Source organism: Psychrobacter proteolyticus, from assembly GCF_039762275.1.
GTDB lineage: Bacteria > Pseudomonadota > Gammaproteobacteria > Pseudomonadales > Moraxellaceae > Psychrobacter > Psychrobacter proteolyticus_C.
Genome location: NZ_JBDLOB010000001.1, coordinates 523,590 through 540,843, shown reverse-complemented (window position 1 = coordinate 540,843; position 17,254 = coordinate 523,590). Strand labels below are relative to the sequence as shown.

General features: G+C 44.1%; 11 protein-coding genes. 4 read left to right on the top strand and 7 right to left on the bottom strand.

Features of this window, described 5'->3' with window-relative positions; genetic code table 11:
• Positions 1 to 110: 110 nt before the first annotated feature.
• Both ABFV72_RS02135 and leuA read right to left on the bottom strand, forming a co-directional pair.
• A complete protein-coding gene (locus ABFV72_RS02135; protein WP_347162202.1) occupies positions 111 to 746 on the bottom strand; it encodes a hypothetical protein in 636 nt (211 codons plus the stop codon).
• 217 nt (positions 747 to 963) lie between these two features.
• Complete coding sequence (leuA, locus tag ABFV72_RS02130) at positions 964 to 2,748, bottom strand: 2-isopropylmalate synthase (protein ID WP_160021915.1); 1,785 nt, start codon at positions 2,746 to 2,748, stop codon at positions 964 to 966.
• 221 nt (positions 2,749 to 2,969) lie between these two features.
• Here leuA and ABFV72_RS02125 point away from each other — a divergent pair, with 221 nt between their 5' ends.
• Positions 2,970 to 3,458 carry an Lrp/AsnC family transcriptional regulator gene (locus tag ABFV72_RS02125; protein ID WP_347162200.1) on the top strand — a complete coding sequence of 163 codons (489 nt, stop codon included), beginning with the start codon at positions 2,970 to 2,972 and terminating at the stop codon, positions 3,456 to 3,458.
• 5 nt (positions 3,459 to 3,463) lie between these two features.
• On the opposite strand, the gene ABFV72_RS02120 is transcribed toward ABFV72_RS02125, so the two are convergent.
• The 5 genes from ABFV72_RS02120 to ABFV72_RS02100 form a co-directional block, all read right to left on the bottom strand.
• The gene (locus ABFV72_RS02120) at positions 3,464 to 4,720 is read right to left on the bottom strand and encodes a YbfB/YjiJ family MFS transporter (protein ID WP_347162198.1); all 1,257 of its coding nucleotides are present in this window, start codon (positions 4,718 to 4,720) and stop codon (positions 3,464 to 3,466) included.
• Positions 4,721 to 4,848: 128 nt separating this feature from the next.
• Complete coding sequence (locus ABFV72_RS02115) at positions 4,849 to 6,192, bottom strand: ABC1 kinase family protein (RefSeq protein WP_347162196.1); 1,344 nt, start codon at positions 6,190 to 6,192, stop codon at positions 4,849 to 4,851.
• 170 nt (positions 6,193 to 6,362) lie between these two features.
• Entirely contained in the window at positions 6,363 to 7,166 is an 804-nt protein-coding gene (locus ABFV72_RS02110; RefSeq protein ID WP_431192068.1) for a HesA/MoeB/ThiF family protein, read from the bottom strand.
• A 47-nt stretch (positions 7,167 to 7,213) separates the two neighbouring features.
• On the bottom strand, positions 7,214 to 8,086 hold the full coding sequence (prmC, locus tag ABFV72_RS02105) for a peptide chain release factor N(5)-glutamine methyltransferase (protein WP_347162192.1): 873 nt from the start codon (positions 8,084 to 8,086) through the stop codon (positions 7,214 to 7,216).
• Positions 8,087 to 8,136: 50 nt separating this feature from the next.
• A complete protein-coding gene (locus ABFV72_RS02100; protein ID WP_347162190.1) occupies positions 8,137 to 10,053 on the bottom strand; it encodes an AmpG family muropeptide MFS transporter in 1,917 nt (638 codons plus the stop codon).
• A 783-nt stretch (positions 10,054 to 10,836) separates the two neighbouring features.
• Between ABFV72_RS02100 and katG the strand changes: the two genes are divergently transcribed.
• The 3 genes from katG (at position 10,837) to ABFV72_RS02085 (ending at position 17,027) form a co-directional block, all read left to right on the top strand.
• On the top strand, positions 10,837 to 13,020 hold the full coding sequence (katG, locus tag ABFV72_RS02095; protein WP_347162395.1) for a catalase/peroxidase HPI: 2,184 nt from the start codon (positions 10,837 to 10,839) through the stop codon (positions 13,018 to 13,020).
• 347 nt (positions 13,021 to 13,367) lie between these two features.
• A complete protein-coding gene (locus ABFV72_RS02090; RefSeq protein WP_057759664.1) occupies positions 13,368 to 14,297 on the top strand; it encodes a LysR substrate-binding domain-containing protein in 930 nt (309 codons plus the stop codon).
• A gap of 204 nt (positions 14,298 to 14,501) precedes the next feature.
• The gene (locus tag ABFV72_RS02085) at positions 14,502 to 17,027 is read left to right on the top strand and encodes a membrane-bound PQQ-dependent dehydrogenase, glucose/quinate/shikimate family (RefSeq protein ID WP_347162188.1); all 2,526 of its coding nucleotides are present in this window, start codon (positions 14,502 to 14,504) and stop codon (positions 17,025 to 17,027) included.
• Positions 17,028 to 17,254: the final 227 nt, after the last annotated feature.

Here is a 17,254-nt window from a genome sequence, read left to right as displayed (position 1 = left end):
AGTCGCAACTTTAATTAAAACAGACATAGAAAAACCGCTATTAATATAGCGGTTTTTTTATGTCATCAATAAACTGTCAATTATACGTAAAGTACAAAGAGCATATCTGATTACGGTAATACTCTATTGAAGTTCATAAAGCATTCGTTACCATCAGGATCAGCGCACCATTGCATCTGATTACCATTATGATTGATAAATGCAATCAACGCTTCATCAGTCTGGTCGATCTGATTGCCTGAGCAGTCTACTTCATTATTATCATAAACGGTCTTAATCGCAATAACTGGCAGCCCTTCTTCACGGTGAGTGACCAGATAGCGGCCGTATGTCCACTCTTTGCCACTAACAGACCACATCTCATTATCCGCACTAAAGTTATATAGCTCGCGGCACTGGTTAGACTTACCAACTGACGCAAGTAAGTTCTTACTAGTAGAAGGTTGAATGTTTAGAACCCGCTCTTCACTTTGAGTCAGTACGCCGCCGTCCATGCCCGTCATCACCTTAGGCTCTACACTGCTAGGCTGTTGCGCACTATTTGATACAGACTGGTTAGCTTCCGCTTCCTTGGTCATCATGGCGTGAGTAGAAGGAGCGCTGCTGTCCAAGTCTATTTCCCACTGTCCGGCAATAGCTGGACTAATATGAGTGGTGATGGTCGGCTTGGTAATAGCCTCACCATTCGCAGGCAACGAGGCTAAAATAGATGCCAGTGTGAATGAAGCAAATGAGATAGGTTCCATAATTAACCTTTTATTTATAATATTTTAATATATACATTAGCGTAAGTCTTAGACACTAAAAACACAAGTAACATTATGCTATTGCTCATAAACCTGTAGTCGGAATTTCATAGGTATTGATAGCAAAAAATAACGCCATCGCTTTACTTGCTAGAGACAAGAAGCGATGACGTTATTAGCATACAGAATTTTGCGTAATATCAATGACTACTTAATATTAAGCAGCTTCTGTATTTAGCGCTTGAGCAAAAGCTGATAACGCCCCTTTTAGCATGGCTGACACCGTACTGCTGCAAGTACCGATGCCTGAATACACTTCGCCATCAACATTTAACTGAATGTAAGCAGCAGCGTTGGCATTGGTTTTGTTATCACTATTGGTATCATCATCGATACCATTACCACTGTTATGATGCGGGTTAATCGCATGCTCTGCATAGTTAATAATATGTAGTGATTTGCCCGTATGTTGCGCAAGTCCGTCAATAAACGATGACAATGGGCCGTTACCAGTACCATCAATATCGATGGTGTCGCTATTCATTTGTACTTGACCACTAAAGTAAACCGCACCGCCTTTATTGTTGACACTATAATCTAGCAGTTCAAACTTGCCTTGCTGCAAGTAAGTATCTTCAAAGGTCTGCAAGATTTCATCATTCTGCAACTCGCGTGCAGCCGCTTCAGCTTGCTTTTGTACCACACGGCTAAAGTCAATCTGCATCCAACGTGGCAAGTTAAAGCCATAATTACGCTGCAAGATATATGCGACGCCGCCTTTGCCCGACTGGCTATTGATACGTACCACATCTTGGTAGCTACGACCAATATGCGCAGGATCAATGGGTAGATAAGCCACGTCCCAAACATTGTCTGTTTCGCTCTGATTGCTTTCATTGTAGTCGAGAGATTTTTTGATAGCATCTTGATGTGAGCCACTAAATGCCGTGAAGACCAACTCGCCTACATAAGGATGACGTGGGTGCAATGGTAAGTTATTGCATTCGCTCACAACCTGTACGATTTCGCTCATGTTGCTAAAATCAAGCTCAGGATCGATACCTTGGCTAAACAAGTTCATGGCCATGACCATGATATCCATATTCCCTGTACGCTCACCGTTACCAAGCAATGTACCTTCGATACGATCTGCACCTGCAAGCACGCCCAATTCAGCTGCCGCTACCGCACAGCCACGGTCATTATGGGTATGCAAGCTCACAATCACGTGCTCACGCTGCGCTAGATTGCGGCAGAAGTACTCTACTTGATCAGCAAAGACATTAGGCATAGAAGCCTCGACTGTCGCTGGCAAGTTAAAAATAACTTCCTGACCCTGCTGTGGTTGCCACACGTCACACACTGCATCGCAAACCTCTACGGCATATTCAGTCTCTGTCTGACTAAAGCTCTCTGGCGAGTACTGAAATACCCAATCTGTTTCAGGGTACTTTGCTGCATATTCTTGTAATAGCTTAGCGCCTGCGATAGCAATCTCTTTGATTTCAGCTTTATCTTTGCCATAGACTTTTTCGCGTTGTACACGGCTGGTTGAGTTATAGACATGGACAACCGCACGTTTCGCACCTTTTAATGATTCAAAAGTACGGGCAATCAAATGCTCGCGCGCTTGTACCAATACTTGTAGCGTTACATCTTCAGGTACGTGGTTTTCTTCGATAAGCTTACGCGCAAAGTCAAACTCTACCTGCGCCGCTGACGGAAAACCAATCTCAATCTCTTTAAAACCAACATCCACTAGGGTCTTAAAGAAGCGCATTTTTTGTTCAATGGTCATCGGATCAATCAGTGCTTGGTTACCATCACGCAGATCCACACTTGCCCATATCGGTGACTTCTCAATCGTCTTGCTTGGCCAAGTACGATCTGGCAGCGATGGCGCAAATGCAAATGGACGGTATTTACGGAAGTCAAAAGCGGCACTTTTTGGTGTAATCTTTGCAGTCCCTGTGGCTGCAGTGTGCGTGGCTTGGTCAGACATAATCAATCCTTAGATGATATGGTTATTTATATATTTAGCTAGGCGATTAGCTGTTGATTAGATCAGTATTTATCATACGAGATAACTAGTGTTCATACCATAATAATATCAAAGTTTAACAGAGAGAAACCTGCTTTCTTTTACTTTATTTTCTGTTATTTTAGTGGAAAAACACAATTTAGACATTATAATCGAATAAATTCACTATTAGGGCTTAAGAAATGCCAGATAATCATATTGATAGTACAGGGACTGCAGATATAGACGAGATAGATAGACAGTTGCTGCGCTTATTGCAAACGCAGGCGCGCATGAGTATTACTGAACTTGCTGAACGCGTCAACCTGTCTGCCACCCCTTGCGCACGTCGTATCAAACGCCTAGAAGATGCGAACATTATCACCGGCTACCATACCAAAACCGATGCGCAAAAACTTGGCTATCCGCTAGCCGTGTTTATCGCTATTAGTATGGATCGACATACAGCAGAACGTTTCGAGCAGTTTGAACGCAAAGTTCAAAGCTTTGAGGAAGTCATCAGCTGTAGTATCGTCACAGGCCGCACAGAAGACTATCTGATTAAGGTCAGAGTACGTGATATGACACATTACGAAGAGTTTTTATTACATCGCCTCAATCGTATCGAAGGCGTAGCCCAAGTTCATACCAGTTTTGAATTACGAGAAGTGTTTAGCCGTAGTGTGATTTAGACGATCTAAACGATCGTTGGTGACTGTCGACGGAACCATACCAATAGTACAAACCCGATCATCAATCCGATAGCAGCGACAAGTAACCCTGCATTGAAATTACCATCCTGCCCTGCCAGCGCCACTGTCACCAAAGGTCCCAAAAACTGCCCTAACGCATAGGCCAATGTTGCCAAAGCAATCAGTAAATTAGAATAGGCAGGATTGATATTTTTAAATAAAGTCAGTGTCATCGATACCATACCGACAAAGGTCAATCCTAAAATCGCAGCATTGCCATATAACCCAAGCGCCCCATCAAACCATATCGGCAAGCACATATCAAATGCTTGCAATACTGTCAGCCCCATCAAGGTGTTTATCTCACCGATACGTTTGGCAAGCGCGCCCCATAGTGGGTTTGACAACATTGCAAAAATACCAACGACCAACCAAATCATCAATCCAGCATACGTCTGTGTCGTTAGACGCTGCGCGGCCATAACGGGCAAAAAGGTTGCTGAACTAATATAACCAAATCCTGCCAGTACGTAGCTGACGAAAAGTAAAGCAAGCGCTTTATGGTGTCCAGAGATTGCTTCATATAAGGAGCGTTTAAAGTTTAAATAAGTCTGGTGCACTGACACGTGCTGTTTGACATCAATCTGCTGTGAATCAACAGCCCGTACTTGTCTTGGCTTTATCGCATAAAGTAGCCACACAAGCGGTAAACTGGTGACGCCTGCGACTAGCCAAATTACATCGAAGTGATAGCCTAATTTTAATAGCCACCACGTTACGATGGCAGAGGCGCTGATGCCGACACCAATACCTGCATAGTGGACTGCTGATAATACAGAACGGCGCTCAGGGCTAAGGGTTTGAATTACGAAAGATGAGCTCAATATCATCGCTACGCCACTTGCAATACCTGCGATTAAGCGAATGATATACCATAGAGTTAACGACATATCAGGCACAACAAGCAGCATCGTTGTAATAACACTAATAATCGCCCACAGCGTCATCGTCTGCCATGTCAAGCGCTGAGGTACAAACATGGCGATAAGAGCGCCAATAAAATAACCGATATAATTGATTGATGCCAGCCAGCCTGCAATCGTCGTTGATAGCGACAATTGCACCATAATATCAGGTAAGGTGGCGGTAAACAGAAAGCGTCCATAACCCATAACGACTGCCATGCAGTACATACCGATACAGGCAATAGCGGCTTCGTTAGTAATCGTCGGGATCATACGGCTTTTAAAAGCAGTCATCATGACAGCGCCATTTTTGTGGCAATTAGCACACAATCCTTTGTGTTAGACAGTCAAAAGCAGTAATAAATAAAGGCAGAAATAGAGAAGTTATCAGATATATTAGGCCAGCATAAAGTTATTAGCGAAAACTATGATACGTCTAACGTTGGCGTCTCTACTGTATCCTGCCCTAGCATTTGTACCCGCTGATCGCTAAACATATCCATGTCTGGAGCTAGCGTACGCATAAACCGATCAAAATACAACATCTGTTTGGTCAATAGAGCAAAATCGCGTGGAAAGTGAATACCATGACGTTTGCCAACTTCAACGATTTCAAGCATCATCTTATTAAGCTCATCGGCTTGCTCTTTACTATTGAAAGGTACACCGCTGGTAAAGGTTTTATCTTCTGCCATGATGGTTGTCATCATGCGTTGCAAGTCATTCCCCAGTGCAGCCACATCGACTTTATTGCCACCATGCGTCATTTCCATATCAATCATATGGCGAGCCATGGCTTGATAGTCACTGTCTTGCATGGCTTGCATCATGCCCATGCACGCACGCCAGCTCTCAGCTTTGAGCTTACCGACAATACCAAAATCCAAAAATCCAATACGGCCATCAGTCAATAGCATCAAATTACCAGCGTGTAAATCCGCATGGAAACTATTGCATAACATGAGACTGGCAAACCATGTGTTTAACGTGTCTGCCATGACTTGGGCAGGATCTGCACAGTACTGACGCATGAGTGACTCATCGACCATAGAGACGCCATATAGACGGCTCATCGTTAGTACACGCTTAGTAGTCAGCTCTTCATAGACAGTTGGTGCAACGACACGAGTATTGCCTGATACTGCTAAGAACTGCTGAAAATCGCGGATATTTTGGGCTTCAGCGATAAAGTCCGTCTCGGCCAGCATACGTAGACGAATCTCATCAATAATCGGCGCAATACTCGCAAATTTCATCGATGGCATCAGGATCTCAAGTAGCTTAGTCACGCCATGTAATACACCCAAGTCGGTCTGCATGATGGTTTCGACGCCAGGCTTTTGTACCTTTAGCACCACTTCATCACCATTGTGCAATCGTGCCGCATGCACTTGAGCGATCGAAGCTGATGCTAGCGGCTCTGAGTCAATATGCGCAAACGTATCATCAAGGTTCATGCCATCAGTCGCAAGCTCTTCTCTTAGCACTTGCTCGATATAAGCATAAGACAATGGCGTGGTTTGATCCAAACAGCTCTGGAATGCCTTGACATAGTCACGTGGAAACAGCGACGGTGTACTAGCGATAAATTGACCGATTTTGATATAGGTTGTACCTAACTGCTCAAAGGTTTCTTTGAGCAGCATCGCGTCAGGTTTCTCACCTTTTGCCACTCTTAGCGCAGACAGACCTGCTACACTCGCTGTTTGGCGAACACGGTTCATGACATTAAAAGTATGCTTTAATAAATGCGGACGATGAATTTTCATAAAAAACAACTATGGTAATAAGAAGGAGGTTTGAAGATAGGCAATACACTATAAAAATGCGTTAAAATTAGATTACTCAGTTATAGTCGGTTCAATATAATTTGGATATAAGGAAGGCGAGTGAAAGTACTACAACTCGTAGACTAAGCAAGCCTGACACTTTATCTAATTTATAGAGGATTGACTATAGGAATGCTACAGACAGGACACTGCGGGTCTTTTCGATAGCCCATTAGTCGCTGCTGCATCTGACTACCATCCCATATGAGCAGTTTGTTTGTCAGTGGATTTTTGGTTAATCCCAAGTATTGCAACGCAGCATTGGCTTGCAAATTACCCATGACGGCAGTAGTACTGGCCAGCACTCCTGAATTGGCACACGTACGTTCGTCAGCGGCTTCATCAGTTACTACTGAGCCGAACACGCAGTGATAACAACCAGTATCGAGCTGAGGTTCGAACAGTGCTAACTGCCCTTGCATCGCAATCGCTGAGGCAGATAACAGGGGAATCTGATAGCGTACACTAATACGATTGATGATGTCGCGCGTGGCAAAATTATCCGTACAGTCTAAGAGTAAGTCAGGCTTGCCTGCTGCTATATCGAGCAATTCATAAGCGTTGTCTTCATCTAATCGTGCGACTGTGCCGCGAGCCTTTATCAAGGGATTGATGCGTTCTAACATATGCGCTGCGGTCAGTGCTTTAGACTGACCAATATCTTCTGGCAAAAACAGCGTCTGCCGTTGTAAGTTGCTCGCCTCAATCTCGTCATCATCAATCAGATGGACATAACCCACCCCAGCACGTACCAATGTCTCAGACGCAGGACAGCCAAGGCCGCCTGCCCCTATTATGACCACACGTGCTGTCTTTAATCGCAGCTGAGCGTCCATATCCCAACCGTCTAATAATACTTGTCGAGCATAACGCAGCAGCTCATCATCCGATAGCTGTACCATCTCTTCTACCATATTCATCTACAACCTATAATCAAAGAAATCTACTATCAAAAAACCATCTACCGGACTTGCCCTAGCGTGACGCGATCATTACCACCGTAGTCTTTTACAGTATGTACTGACTTAAACCCATTGTCTAGAAACAGCTTGCGAACAGCATCACCTTGATCGTAGCCATGTTCAATAGCTAATAACCCACCTGTACATAGGTATTTCGTCGCTTGCTGGACGATATGCTCGATATCAGCCAAACCCTGATTAGGCGCACTCAAGGCGCTGATCGGTTCAGCTGTTAGACCCGTCAAATGCTCGTCTGTCTCGTCAATATAAGGAGGGTTTGACACGATGATATCAAACTGATGCTCATTATCAGTAGGTAGAGTTTGATACCAACTGCTTTGGATAAATTCGACATTGGCAACATTATTACTCACCGCATTGTGCTGAGCAATCTTAAGAGCCTCTGACGATAAATCGACTGCCACGACTTGCCAATTAGCTTTCTTAAGTTCATGGGCAAGACTGATAGCGATACAACCTGACCCTGTCCCCAAGTCTAGCAATCGCTTATTACTAAGTTGCGCTGGCTGAGCGTTTATCCAGTTTAACACCTGCTCGACCAGCACCTCGGTATCGGGCCGAGGAATCAAGGTATGCTCGTTCACCCTAAAGTTAAGCGACCAAAACTCCTGCTGCCCAGTCAGGTACGCAAGCGGTATGCCTTGCTGCATTTTTACCACACCGTCATTGAAACGTGCAATCTCACTATCAGTAAGCTGATAATCTTCATCAGTCATCAACGCTATCGCAGGCTTATCAATGACGTGCAACAACCAATCCGTTAGCCAAAACGACGGCAGCTGATTATCTGACTCACCATTCGTCAGTTGTTGAATCTGCTGCTTGATTTGACGAATGGTTGATACGGTCATAGATAGCTCTTAAAAAACAATGAATGGATAAAGGTAAAATACTGCTTAGCCTACTCTGATGCGCGTGGTGGCTCTTTGGTATCGGTCAGGTTAGGATTGGTTTTACTTAGCTTGTCACCTACCCCGTTACCACCGTTTCCATCATTATTGTCATCGCCATAAATGTCATCATTATCACCAATGACAATATGTCTATCGACAAAGTAAATCAGCGCCAGAATTGGAATACCAATAGCAAAGGTAAAGATAAAGAAAAACGGATAACCCATATTATCGACGATAGCACCTGAGTACCCACCCATTACTTTTGGTATCAGGGTCATCAATGAGGAAAAAATCGCATACTGTACAGCAGTAAAGCGAATCGAGGTTAGTGCGGATAAGAAAGCGATGAATACAGCGCTCGCAAGGCCCGCAGCCAAGTTATCAAATATCACTGCCATATACATAATTGGCAGGCTACCTGGGTTGTATGTCAATACCACAAACAACAGGTTGGTCGCACACGCTAAAATTGCACCAATCATCATGGCATGCATGATACGGAAACGCTGAGCCAAAATCCCGCCCAAGAAGCCACCTGCAATTGCCATAATCACACCGACCAGTTTTACGGCATTGGCGATATCAGTTTTGCTAAAGCCCATGTCTTGATAAAAGACGTTGGAGATCACGCCTGCGACGATATCTGAGATACGGTATAGACCAATCAATGCCAATAGCAGCAGGGCTTTTTTGCCATAACGTCGGAAAAAGTCTAAAACAGGCTCGATCCATGTTGCCATGGCCACTTCTTTTTTCACCAGTCCTACTTGTACCAGGGCATAACCTGCTGCCATCGCCGCGCCTAGGCTTACTAATAAGTGCAAGGTTTCTACAAAGAAACTAGAAAACGCGCCTTCGAACTCGGGTAAGACTTGCCCCATCAATATATAAGCAGCGATAAAGGCAATCACTGAAAATACAAACAACGCTACCAGTCTGACGTAGTCTTCACGAGTTTCAGCGACCAACGGAGCTTTGTTAATGATTTTTGGTTGATTGATAATAAAGTACAGCAATAATAATGGCGCGCACGCGACCAATGCTAAAAAGTAAAATTTAATCACTGGCATTATTATTAGTGGTATCAAGGCCACTGTGCTATCAAATACTGTATTGATCAAAATATTAATCAGGTAAATAACACCGAACAGTAGGCCTGGGATAAGCAATAACGCTGAATAAATCAGGAATACTTTTAAGTTACTCTTCTGCTTTTTACTTTGCAGGGTCTCAGCGGTTGGCTCATAACTGGCAAACGTCGTTAACACCCCTAACGTCATGACCCCTGCCATGATGTAATAGGTATTGCGCCACGCTTCATAACTATAAAACGTCTCATTTGAGCCAAAATAATCAGCCAAATATAACGCGCCTGCCCCTGCGACAATCATACCGATACGGTAGCCTGACACATAGATAGAGGACAAGATAGACTGCATAGACGGCGGTGCAAGCTCAATACGGTACGCATCAATCACGATATCTTGTGTCGCAGAAGAGAACCCCAACAGAACGGCCGCGCCTGCCATATAAACCAAGACATCTTCACTGACAGGGTTTACCCTTGCCATTAAAAAAATAGCAAGCACGATAAGCAGCTGTGATACCACCATCCAACTACGACGACGCCCCAGCCACTTGGTCAAAAACGGCACAGGGAGCGCATCAATCAATGGCGCCCAAATAAATTTGAACGAATAACCCAATGCCGCCCAGCTGAACATAGTGACGACACTACGATCAATACCTGCTTCTCTCAGCCATAGCGACAGACTTGAGAAAATCAGCAGAATAGGTATACCCGCTGAAAACCCCAAAAACAGCATAATAATGACACGAGGGTCGAGATAAGCTTTTGTAGCCTCGCCCCATGACTTTTTGGCAATTGGTTGATTGGGCGGTACAGATTTGACAGCAGACATAATAACTCACCAACAATTCAGACAAAGAACACAACCGCGCACAATTTTTATCAATCTTTAGAATCAGTTATCGACAAAAGGATCGATAAAAATTGCTCTACGTTGCACCAATATTATCATTACAACAAAATCCAGTTATGGTACTTGAGAACCTTTATCTTGACTAGATGTTTTTGCATTAACTTAGCGATTGCAGGCCATGTGCAATCGCTTATATTTCTTAATCGTAACGCAAAAAACTGCAGTGTTTTACCAAGGTTATCTTAGCTCTCTTTTTTATTACTAATTTCTATTTTGAAAGATGTCTGACAATGACATCGTTTATAGGTAATATAAAGGTAGTAGTAAAATTGACGCAGGCTTCATTGGTTGGGTGCACACTCTTGGTTTATGCTTAACTGGCGATAATAAGCACGGGCGTTAATGATGATTGAGATAAACAAAACATCAAGTCTTTTACGATTGGTAATTTAAAACTTATAATTCTTATATATTAGTTTTCTAAATCCACTCAGCTTAGTTATGCTTTGTACATAAACAACGACTACCGAGATTCACGGTTTGTTCTTTCTATTATCATAGCCTAGGAGTTATACCATGTCCGACTCAACCAATAACCCCACTGACAAAAACACTGCCCCAGATGCTGCTCGTTGTCCTGTAGATCACGAAAGCAACAATAATAATGCGCCTACTAACACAACCTATGATCAGGGTGACGGTCAAGGTCCAACGATCCATAGTGAAAACGTTGATAACTCGCACGAGCCTCAGCGTCCTAGCATGGGTGGCTGCCCTGTTATGCATCAGGCACATACTACCACTGCTTCTGCTGCGACAGATTGGTGGCCAAATGCACTGAACTTAGACATATTGCACCAGCAAGACAAAAAGACTGACCCAATGGGTGAGGACTTTGACTATGCTGAAGCTTTTAAACAGCTAGATCTAGAAGCGGTCAAGACTGACTTAAAAAACCTAATGACTGAGTCACAAGAATGGTGGCCAGCGGATTGGGGTCATTATGGTGGCTTGATGATTCGTATGGCATGGCATTCAGCTGGTACGTACCGCGGTGCTGATGGTCGCGGCGGCTCTAATACTGGTAACCAACGTTTTGCACCATTGAACAGCTGGCCTGACAACGTCAACCTTGACAAAGCCCGTCGTCTATTATGGCCAATCAAGAAAAAATACGGCAATAAATTGTCATGGGCCGATTTGATGATTTTGGCAGGTAACATGGCTTATGAATCTATGGGCTTCAAAACCCTAGGATTTGCTGGCGGCCGAGCTGATATCTGGCATCCAGAAAAAGACATCTATTGGGGTTCAGAGCGCGAATGGTTAGCCGCTACCAAAAACCGTTATGACAGCGACGAAGACCGCGCGTCACTAGAAAACCCACTAGCAGCAGTACAAATGGGCTTGATTTATGTCAATCCTGAAGGTGTCGATGGTAACCCTGATCCACTAAAAACCGCTCAAGATATGCGTACTACCTTTGCTCGTATGTCAATGAACGATGAAGAGACCGTCGCTCTAACCGCTGGTGGACACACCGTTGGTAAATGTCATGGTAATGGTGATGCGACGATACTAGAAGACGAGCCAGAAGCTGCTGATATCAAAGAGCAGGGTCTAGGCTGGCGCAACCCTAAGGGTCGTGGTAATGCAGGTGATACCGTTTCAAGTGGTATTGAAGGCGCATGGACCACCAATCCTACCCAGTGGGACCACGGTTATTTCGAGCTACTATTGAAACATGAATGGGCACTAACCAAAAGTCCAGCTGGCGCATGGCAGTGGGAACCAACTGATATCAAAGAAGAAGATCGTCCGTTAGATGCTCATGATCCAAGTGTCCGTCGTAACCCAATCATGACTGATGCAGATATGGCATTGAGCAAAGATCCTATCTATCGTGAGATTTCAGAAAAGTTCCATAACAATCCAGAGTACTTTGATGAAGTATTTGCCAAAGCATGGTTCAAGCTGACTCACCGTGATTTGGGGCCGAAATCTCGTTACTTAGGTGCCGATGTACCAAGCGAAGACTTTGTATGGCAAGACCCTATTCCTACAGGTAATGCGGACTTGACTGCTGATGATATTGCAACGCTAAAATCGAAAATATTAGACAGTGAGCTTAGTCGTCGTGAGTTGATCATTACAGCATGGGACAGCGCTCGTACCTTCCGCGCTTCGGACTATCGCGGCGGTGCCAACGGTGCACGCATCCGTTTAGCTCCACAAAAAGACTGGGCAGGCAATGAGCCAGAACAGTTACAGCGTGTACTTGAGACATTGACCAGCATTCAGTCTGGCTTTGATAAAGACATTAGCTTAGCAGACCTTATTGTATTAGCTGGTAACGCTGCGATTGAACAAGCAGCAAACGATGCAGGTGTAGATATTACTGTACCGTTCAATCCAGGTCGCGGCGATGCTGACGCTGAAATGACTGACGCCGAATCTTTCGCTGATTTAGAGCCGCTACATGATGGCTATCGTAACTGGATTCAGGGCGACTACGCGGTATCACCAGAAGAGATGCTACTTGATCGCACACAATTAATGGGATTGACAGCGCCTGAGATGGTCGTATTGCTTGGTGGTATGCGAGTCCTTGATACCAACCACGGTCAGAGCCAACATGGCGTCTTTACTGAACGTGCTGGCGTGCTTACTAACGACTTCTTTGTCAATTTAACAGACATGAATTACACATGGCACCCTGTAAAAGCAGCCGACAATACTGCTAATAGCTACGAAGTACGTGAGCGTGGTACAGGAAACGTCAAATGGCAAGCAAGTCGTGTAGACTTGGTATTTGGCTCTAACTCTATATTACGTGCTTATGCTGAGCTATACGCGCAAGATGATAACTTAGAGAAATTCGTTCGTGACTTCGTCCGCGCTTGGAACAAGGTTATGAATGCAGATCGCTTTGATATTGCAAAATAAACCAAGTTTGAAGTTGGTTAATATCGACTAATTACCAGTAATAAATAACTTTATAACTAACGAACAGCTATCTTTTAGAAGGTAGCTGTTTTTTTATACTCAATAGTGACTGTTCTTTATAAGTTGTTAAGTCAAATGGTTTCACTGACTAAGTAGCATTTATTGAACGAATAATTTTTTAGCATTGCAAAATACAAATTCTATATTCATAATTATCATAAATTGATAGCTATTTATTATATACAAGAATAATAGCTTTGTTTTACACTACTTTATTACTGTATGTTCAGACATTTTTACTTTCATATACAGACGAGGTTTGTATATTTATACAATAGGATTAAGTTATGGCAATCGACGTAGTGGTCAACCAACGGCATTTGCAGATTCAGCTCAAACAGCTAGAAACAGTATGGCATACGGTGATTAACGGTTATAACTTAAGCCAAGCGGCGACCGTGCTACATACCAGTCAATCAAGCTTATCAAAGCATATTGCTGCACTAGAAAACCAGTTAAAGACGGAAGTGTTTGTGCGCCAAGGCAAACGTCTGACAGGACTGACCACTATGGGCACAGCGCTTATGCCGCATATCGAGTCTATCTTTGCTGAAATCCGTACCATTGAAAACCTCAGTTTAGATTTTAATAATCCTAATATCGGTACGCTGACGATTGCCACCACTCACACACAAGCGCGTTATGTACTGCCGCAAGTGGTTAAAGAATTCAAAGATCGTTTCCCTAAAGTAAATTTGATTTTACAACAGGCAGATCCTGAGACCATCGCTCAGATGGTCATCCGTGGTCAAGCCGATATCGGTATTGCCACTGAGTCCTTGCTACATAATAATTATCTTAGATGCTACCGTTACTATGACTGGACGCATCGCGTTATCGTACCGAGTGATCACGAACTGGCTAGCCAAGAGTCTATTGACCTGCCCACACTTGCCAGCTATCCGATTGTTACTTATCACGGTGGTTTTACAGGACGCGGCGCGATTGACAAGACGTTCGACGAAGCAGGATTAGAGCCAGATATCGTACTAGCGGCGCTCGATGCCGATGTGATTAGCACCTATGTCGGTCTGGGCTTAGGTATTGGTATCATCGCAGAAATGGCCTTTGAGCCAAGCCATTATCAAAACCTGACTGCCATACCCGTCGATCATTTTGGTCGCTTTACCAGTTGGATGGCAGTACGTGATGATGCAGAAATCCGTCAATATGGACGTGCGTTCATGGAGCTATGCCAAAAGCAATTTGCAAATTAATGAGCATTTGTTAAATAAAGTATCTCAGACTTGCTCACCCTTACTAGACTGAGCTGTGGATGATAAAATATATTCTAGAACGTTATTCAATGTTTCTTTTATATATTATTCACACTTGTATTGATATTTGGTCGAATGAAATTGACTAACGACTAAATATCAATACATATTAACTTGCTCTTTTGTAAACAGGTGATACCGCTCATGGAAAAATTCGTAGCGATCATTATGGCAATTTTTGCCGCCCCTCTACTCATTGGCGGCGCTTATTTATTGTCCTTAGGCGGTAGTCCTTACTACCTCATTGCTGGCGTTATTATACTAACGACAGCTTTTTTATTGTTCAAAAAACACTGGAGTGCTTACGGGTTATATGCGCTATTTATCGTAGCAACCATGGCTTGGGCACTTTGGGAATCTGGGTTCTATTGGTGGGCGTTAGCACCTCGTGTTGGCTTCCCACTCATCTTCGGTTTGCTCATGCTACTGCCATGGGTATCCAACAAAATGCGTGGGCCTAAAACTCAAGTAGCTTCAAATAGTACACCAACCACAAACAACGCTAAGAAAAGCCCTCTGTATTATTGGGGTCTGCTCGTAAGCGTAATCGTAGGTGCCCTGCTCTCTTTTGGTAGTTTAGCTAACAATGCCACTGACAAACTCGGTGAGCTTGATTTGACTGCTGCAAATGATGACGAGCAAAACGTCAGCTCAGATGAGACGTCAGCTAACCTCGGTGATCCGTTATCAAACGGTCAGCAAACGCCAGATGGCGAATGGAGCGCGTATGGTCGTACTGATTATGGTCAGCGCTACTCGCCTCTAGATAAAATCAATACCGATAATGTCAAAGATTTAGAGCTAGCATGGCAAATCCAAACAGGTGATGTCAAAGGTCCTAACGATGTCGGTGAGACCACTTATCAGGCAACACCATTAAAAATTGGCAACGGCTTATACTTATGTACCCCTCATAACTGGGTACTAGCGCTAGATGCCGACTCTGGTGAGACACTATGGAAGTTTGATCCTCAAGTAGAGGAAAACTTACAACGTCAGCATCAAACCTGTCGCGGCGTATCTTATTATGCTGGTCAAGCGACCAGTCCTGATACTATTGCTAATAATTCAGCAGAGAATAGCAACAGTACAGGTAGCCCCGTGCAAGTACAAAAAATTGCTGGCAATACCTTTGAAAACGCATCTAAGCAATGTGATGCCAAGATATTTATCCCAACCTCTGATGCGAAACTATATGCACTCGATCCAAATACTGGGCAACGCTGCCAAGACTTTGGGGATGATGGTGCATTAGATTTGATGCATAACATGCCGTTCAATCAAGCAGGTTACTATTACTCAACGTCACCACCAGTTATCGCGGGTGATACCATCATCGTAGCTGGTGCTGTCAATGATAACTATGACGTCAACTCGCCTTCTGGTGTAATCCGTGCGTATGATGTCAATACCGGTGAGCTTCTTTGGAACTGGGACTCAGGTGATCCTGATAATACAGCGCCTTTCGATGTTAATGATCCAACCCAAACTTATAAGACCAGCTCACCAAATTCATGGTCAGTTGCCACTGCCGATGAAGAGCTTGGATTGGCCTACTTCCCTATGGGTAACCGCACGCCGGATCAGCTAGGTAGCTACCGAAATGCCGCTGAAGAAAAGTATGCAACGTCTGTTGTCGCACTAGATATCGAAACTGGTGAAGCACGCTGGGTTCAGCAGTTTGTCCATCATGACCTTTGGGACATGGATACGCCTGCACAGCCAACCTTACTCGATCTAGATACGGCCGATGGCGTACAGCCTGCATTAGTTGTACCAACCAAACAAGGCGATGTATACGTCTTGAACCGCGCAACGGGTGAGCCTATTGTACCGATTAAGGAGCGTCCTGCACCGCAAGGCTATCTCATAGCGGGAGAGCACGCAGCGCCAACTCAACCTTATTCTGGCTTGAGCTTTGAGCCTGAACCACTGACTGAAAAAGACATGTGGGGTGCCAGTCTCGTTGATCAAATGATGTGCCGTATTGAGTTTAATCAGCTCAACTACGATGGTCGCTATACCCCACCATCAACCAATGGTAGCTTGGTCTATCCTGGTAACTTTGGAACCTTTAACTGGGGCGGTATCGCGGTCGATCCTGAGAATGGCGTGATGTTCGGTATGCCGACTTACTTGGCATTTACCTCAAAACTCATTCCTAGAGACACGTTGGGCGATGCAGAGACCAATAAAGGTGAGCAAGGCGTCAATGCCAATGAAGGTGCAGATTATGCAGTAGAATTAGGTCCCTTTTTATCACCGCTAGGCGTACCTTGTCAGCAGCCACCATGGGGCACGATCGCTGGTGCTGATCTAGCCACAGGTGATATCGCTTATCAACGCAAAAATGGTACGGTACAAGACTTGTCTCCTATTCCTATCAAACTGGAATTGGGCGTACCTGGTATCGGTGGACCTATCATCACTAAAGGCGGCGTCGCGTTCTTGTCAGCGGCGACAGAAAACAACTTCCGAGCTTATGACTTAAAAAATGGCGACGTGCTATGGAATGTCCGTATTCCAGCAGGTGGTCAAGCCACGCCAATGACTTACTTGAACTCTAAAAATGAGCAAATGGTCGTATTGGTCGCAGGTGGTCATGGTTCAGTTGGAACAACCATTGGTGATTATGTCTTAGCTTACAAGCTTGGTGACCAAGACAAGTAGTATTGCATTCGGTTCTTAAGATAATGATAAATTAAATAACTATTATCCTATAATCGACTAATTAGAGAAGCAGGTAACCTAGGTTGCCTGCTTTTTTTGATGCCATAACATAATGCCGCGAAGTTCTCTTATGTCTCTTATGACCTTACTTACAGTTTATTTATCGCTTATTTTGACCAACGATAATCTTTATAAATACACCTTAGTAATTGTTAAGTGAGCTTAAA

Bases quoted from the DNA above. Each gene is read 5' to 3' on its own strand.
- ABFV72_RS02085 (WP_347162188.1), top strand. From the start codon at position 14,502: ATGGAAAAATTCGTAGCGATCATTATGGCAATTTTTGCCGCCCCTCTA.
- prmC (WP_347162192.1), bottom strand. From the start codon at position 8,086: ATGACCGTATCAACCATTCGTCAAATCAAGCAGCAGATTCAACAACTG.
- ABFV72_RS02115 (WP_347162196.1), bottom strand. From the start codon at position 6,192: ATGAAAATTCATCGTCCGCATTTATTAAAGCATACTTTTAATGTCATG.
- katG (WP_347162395.1), top strand. From the start codon at position 10,837: ATGGGTGGCTGCCCTGTTATGCATCAGGCACATACTACCACTGCTTCT.
- ABFV72_RS02090 (WP_057759664.1), top strand. From the start codon at position 13,368: ATGGCAATCGACGTAGTGGTCAACCAACGGCATTTGCAGATTCAGCTC.
- ABFV72_RS02135 (WP_347162202.1), bottom strand. From the start codon at position 746: ATGGAACCTATCTCATTTGCTTCATTCACACTGGCATCTATTTTAGCC.
- ABFV72_RS02120 (WP_347162198.1), bottom strand. From the start codon at position 4,720: ATGATGACTGCTTTTAAAAGCCGTATGATCCCGACGATTACTAACGAA.
- ABFV72_RS02100 (WP_347162190.1), bottom strand. From the start codon at position 10,053: ATGTCTGCTGTCAAATCTGTACCGCCCAATCAACCAATTGCCAAAAAG.
- ABFV72_RS02125 (WP_347162200.1), top strand. From the start codon at position 2,970: ATGCCAGATAATCATATTGATAGTACAGGGACTGCAGATATAGACGAG.
- ABFV72_RS02110 (WP_431192068.1), bottom strand. From the start codon at position 7,166: ATGGTAGAAGAGATGGTACAGCTATCGGATGATGAGCTGCTGCGTTAT.
- leuA (WP_160021915.1), bottom strand. From the start codon at position 2,748: ATGTCTGACCAAGCCACGCACACTGCAGCCACAGGGACTGCAAAGATT.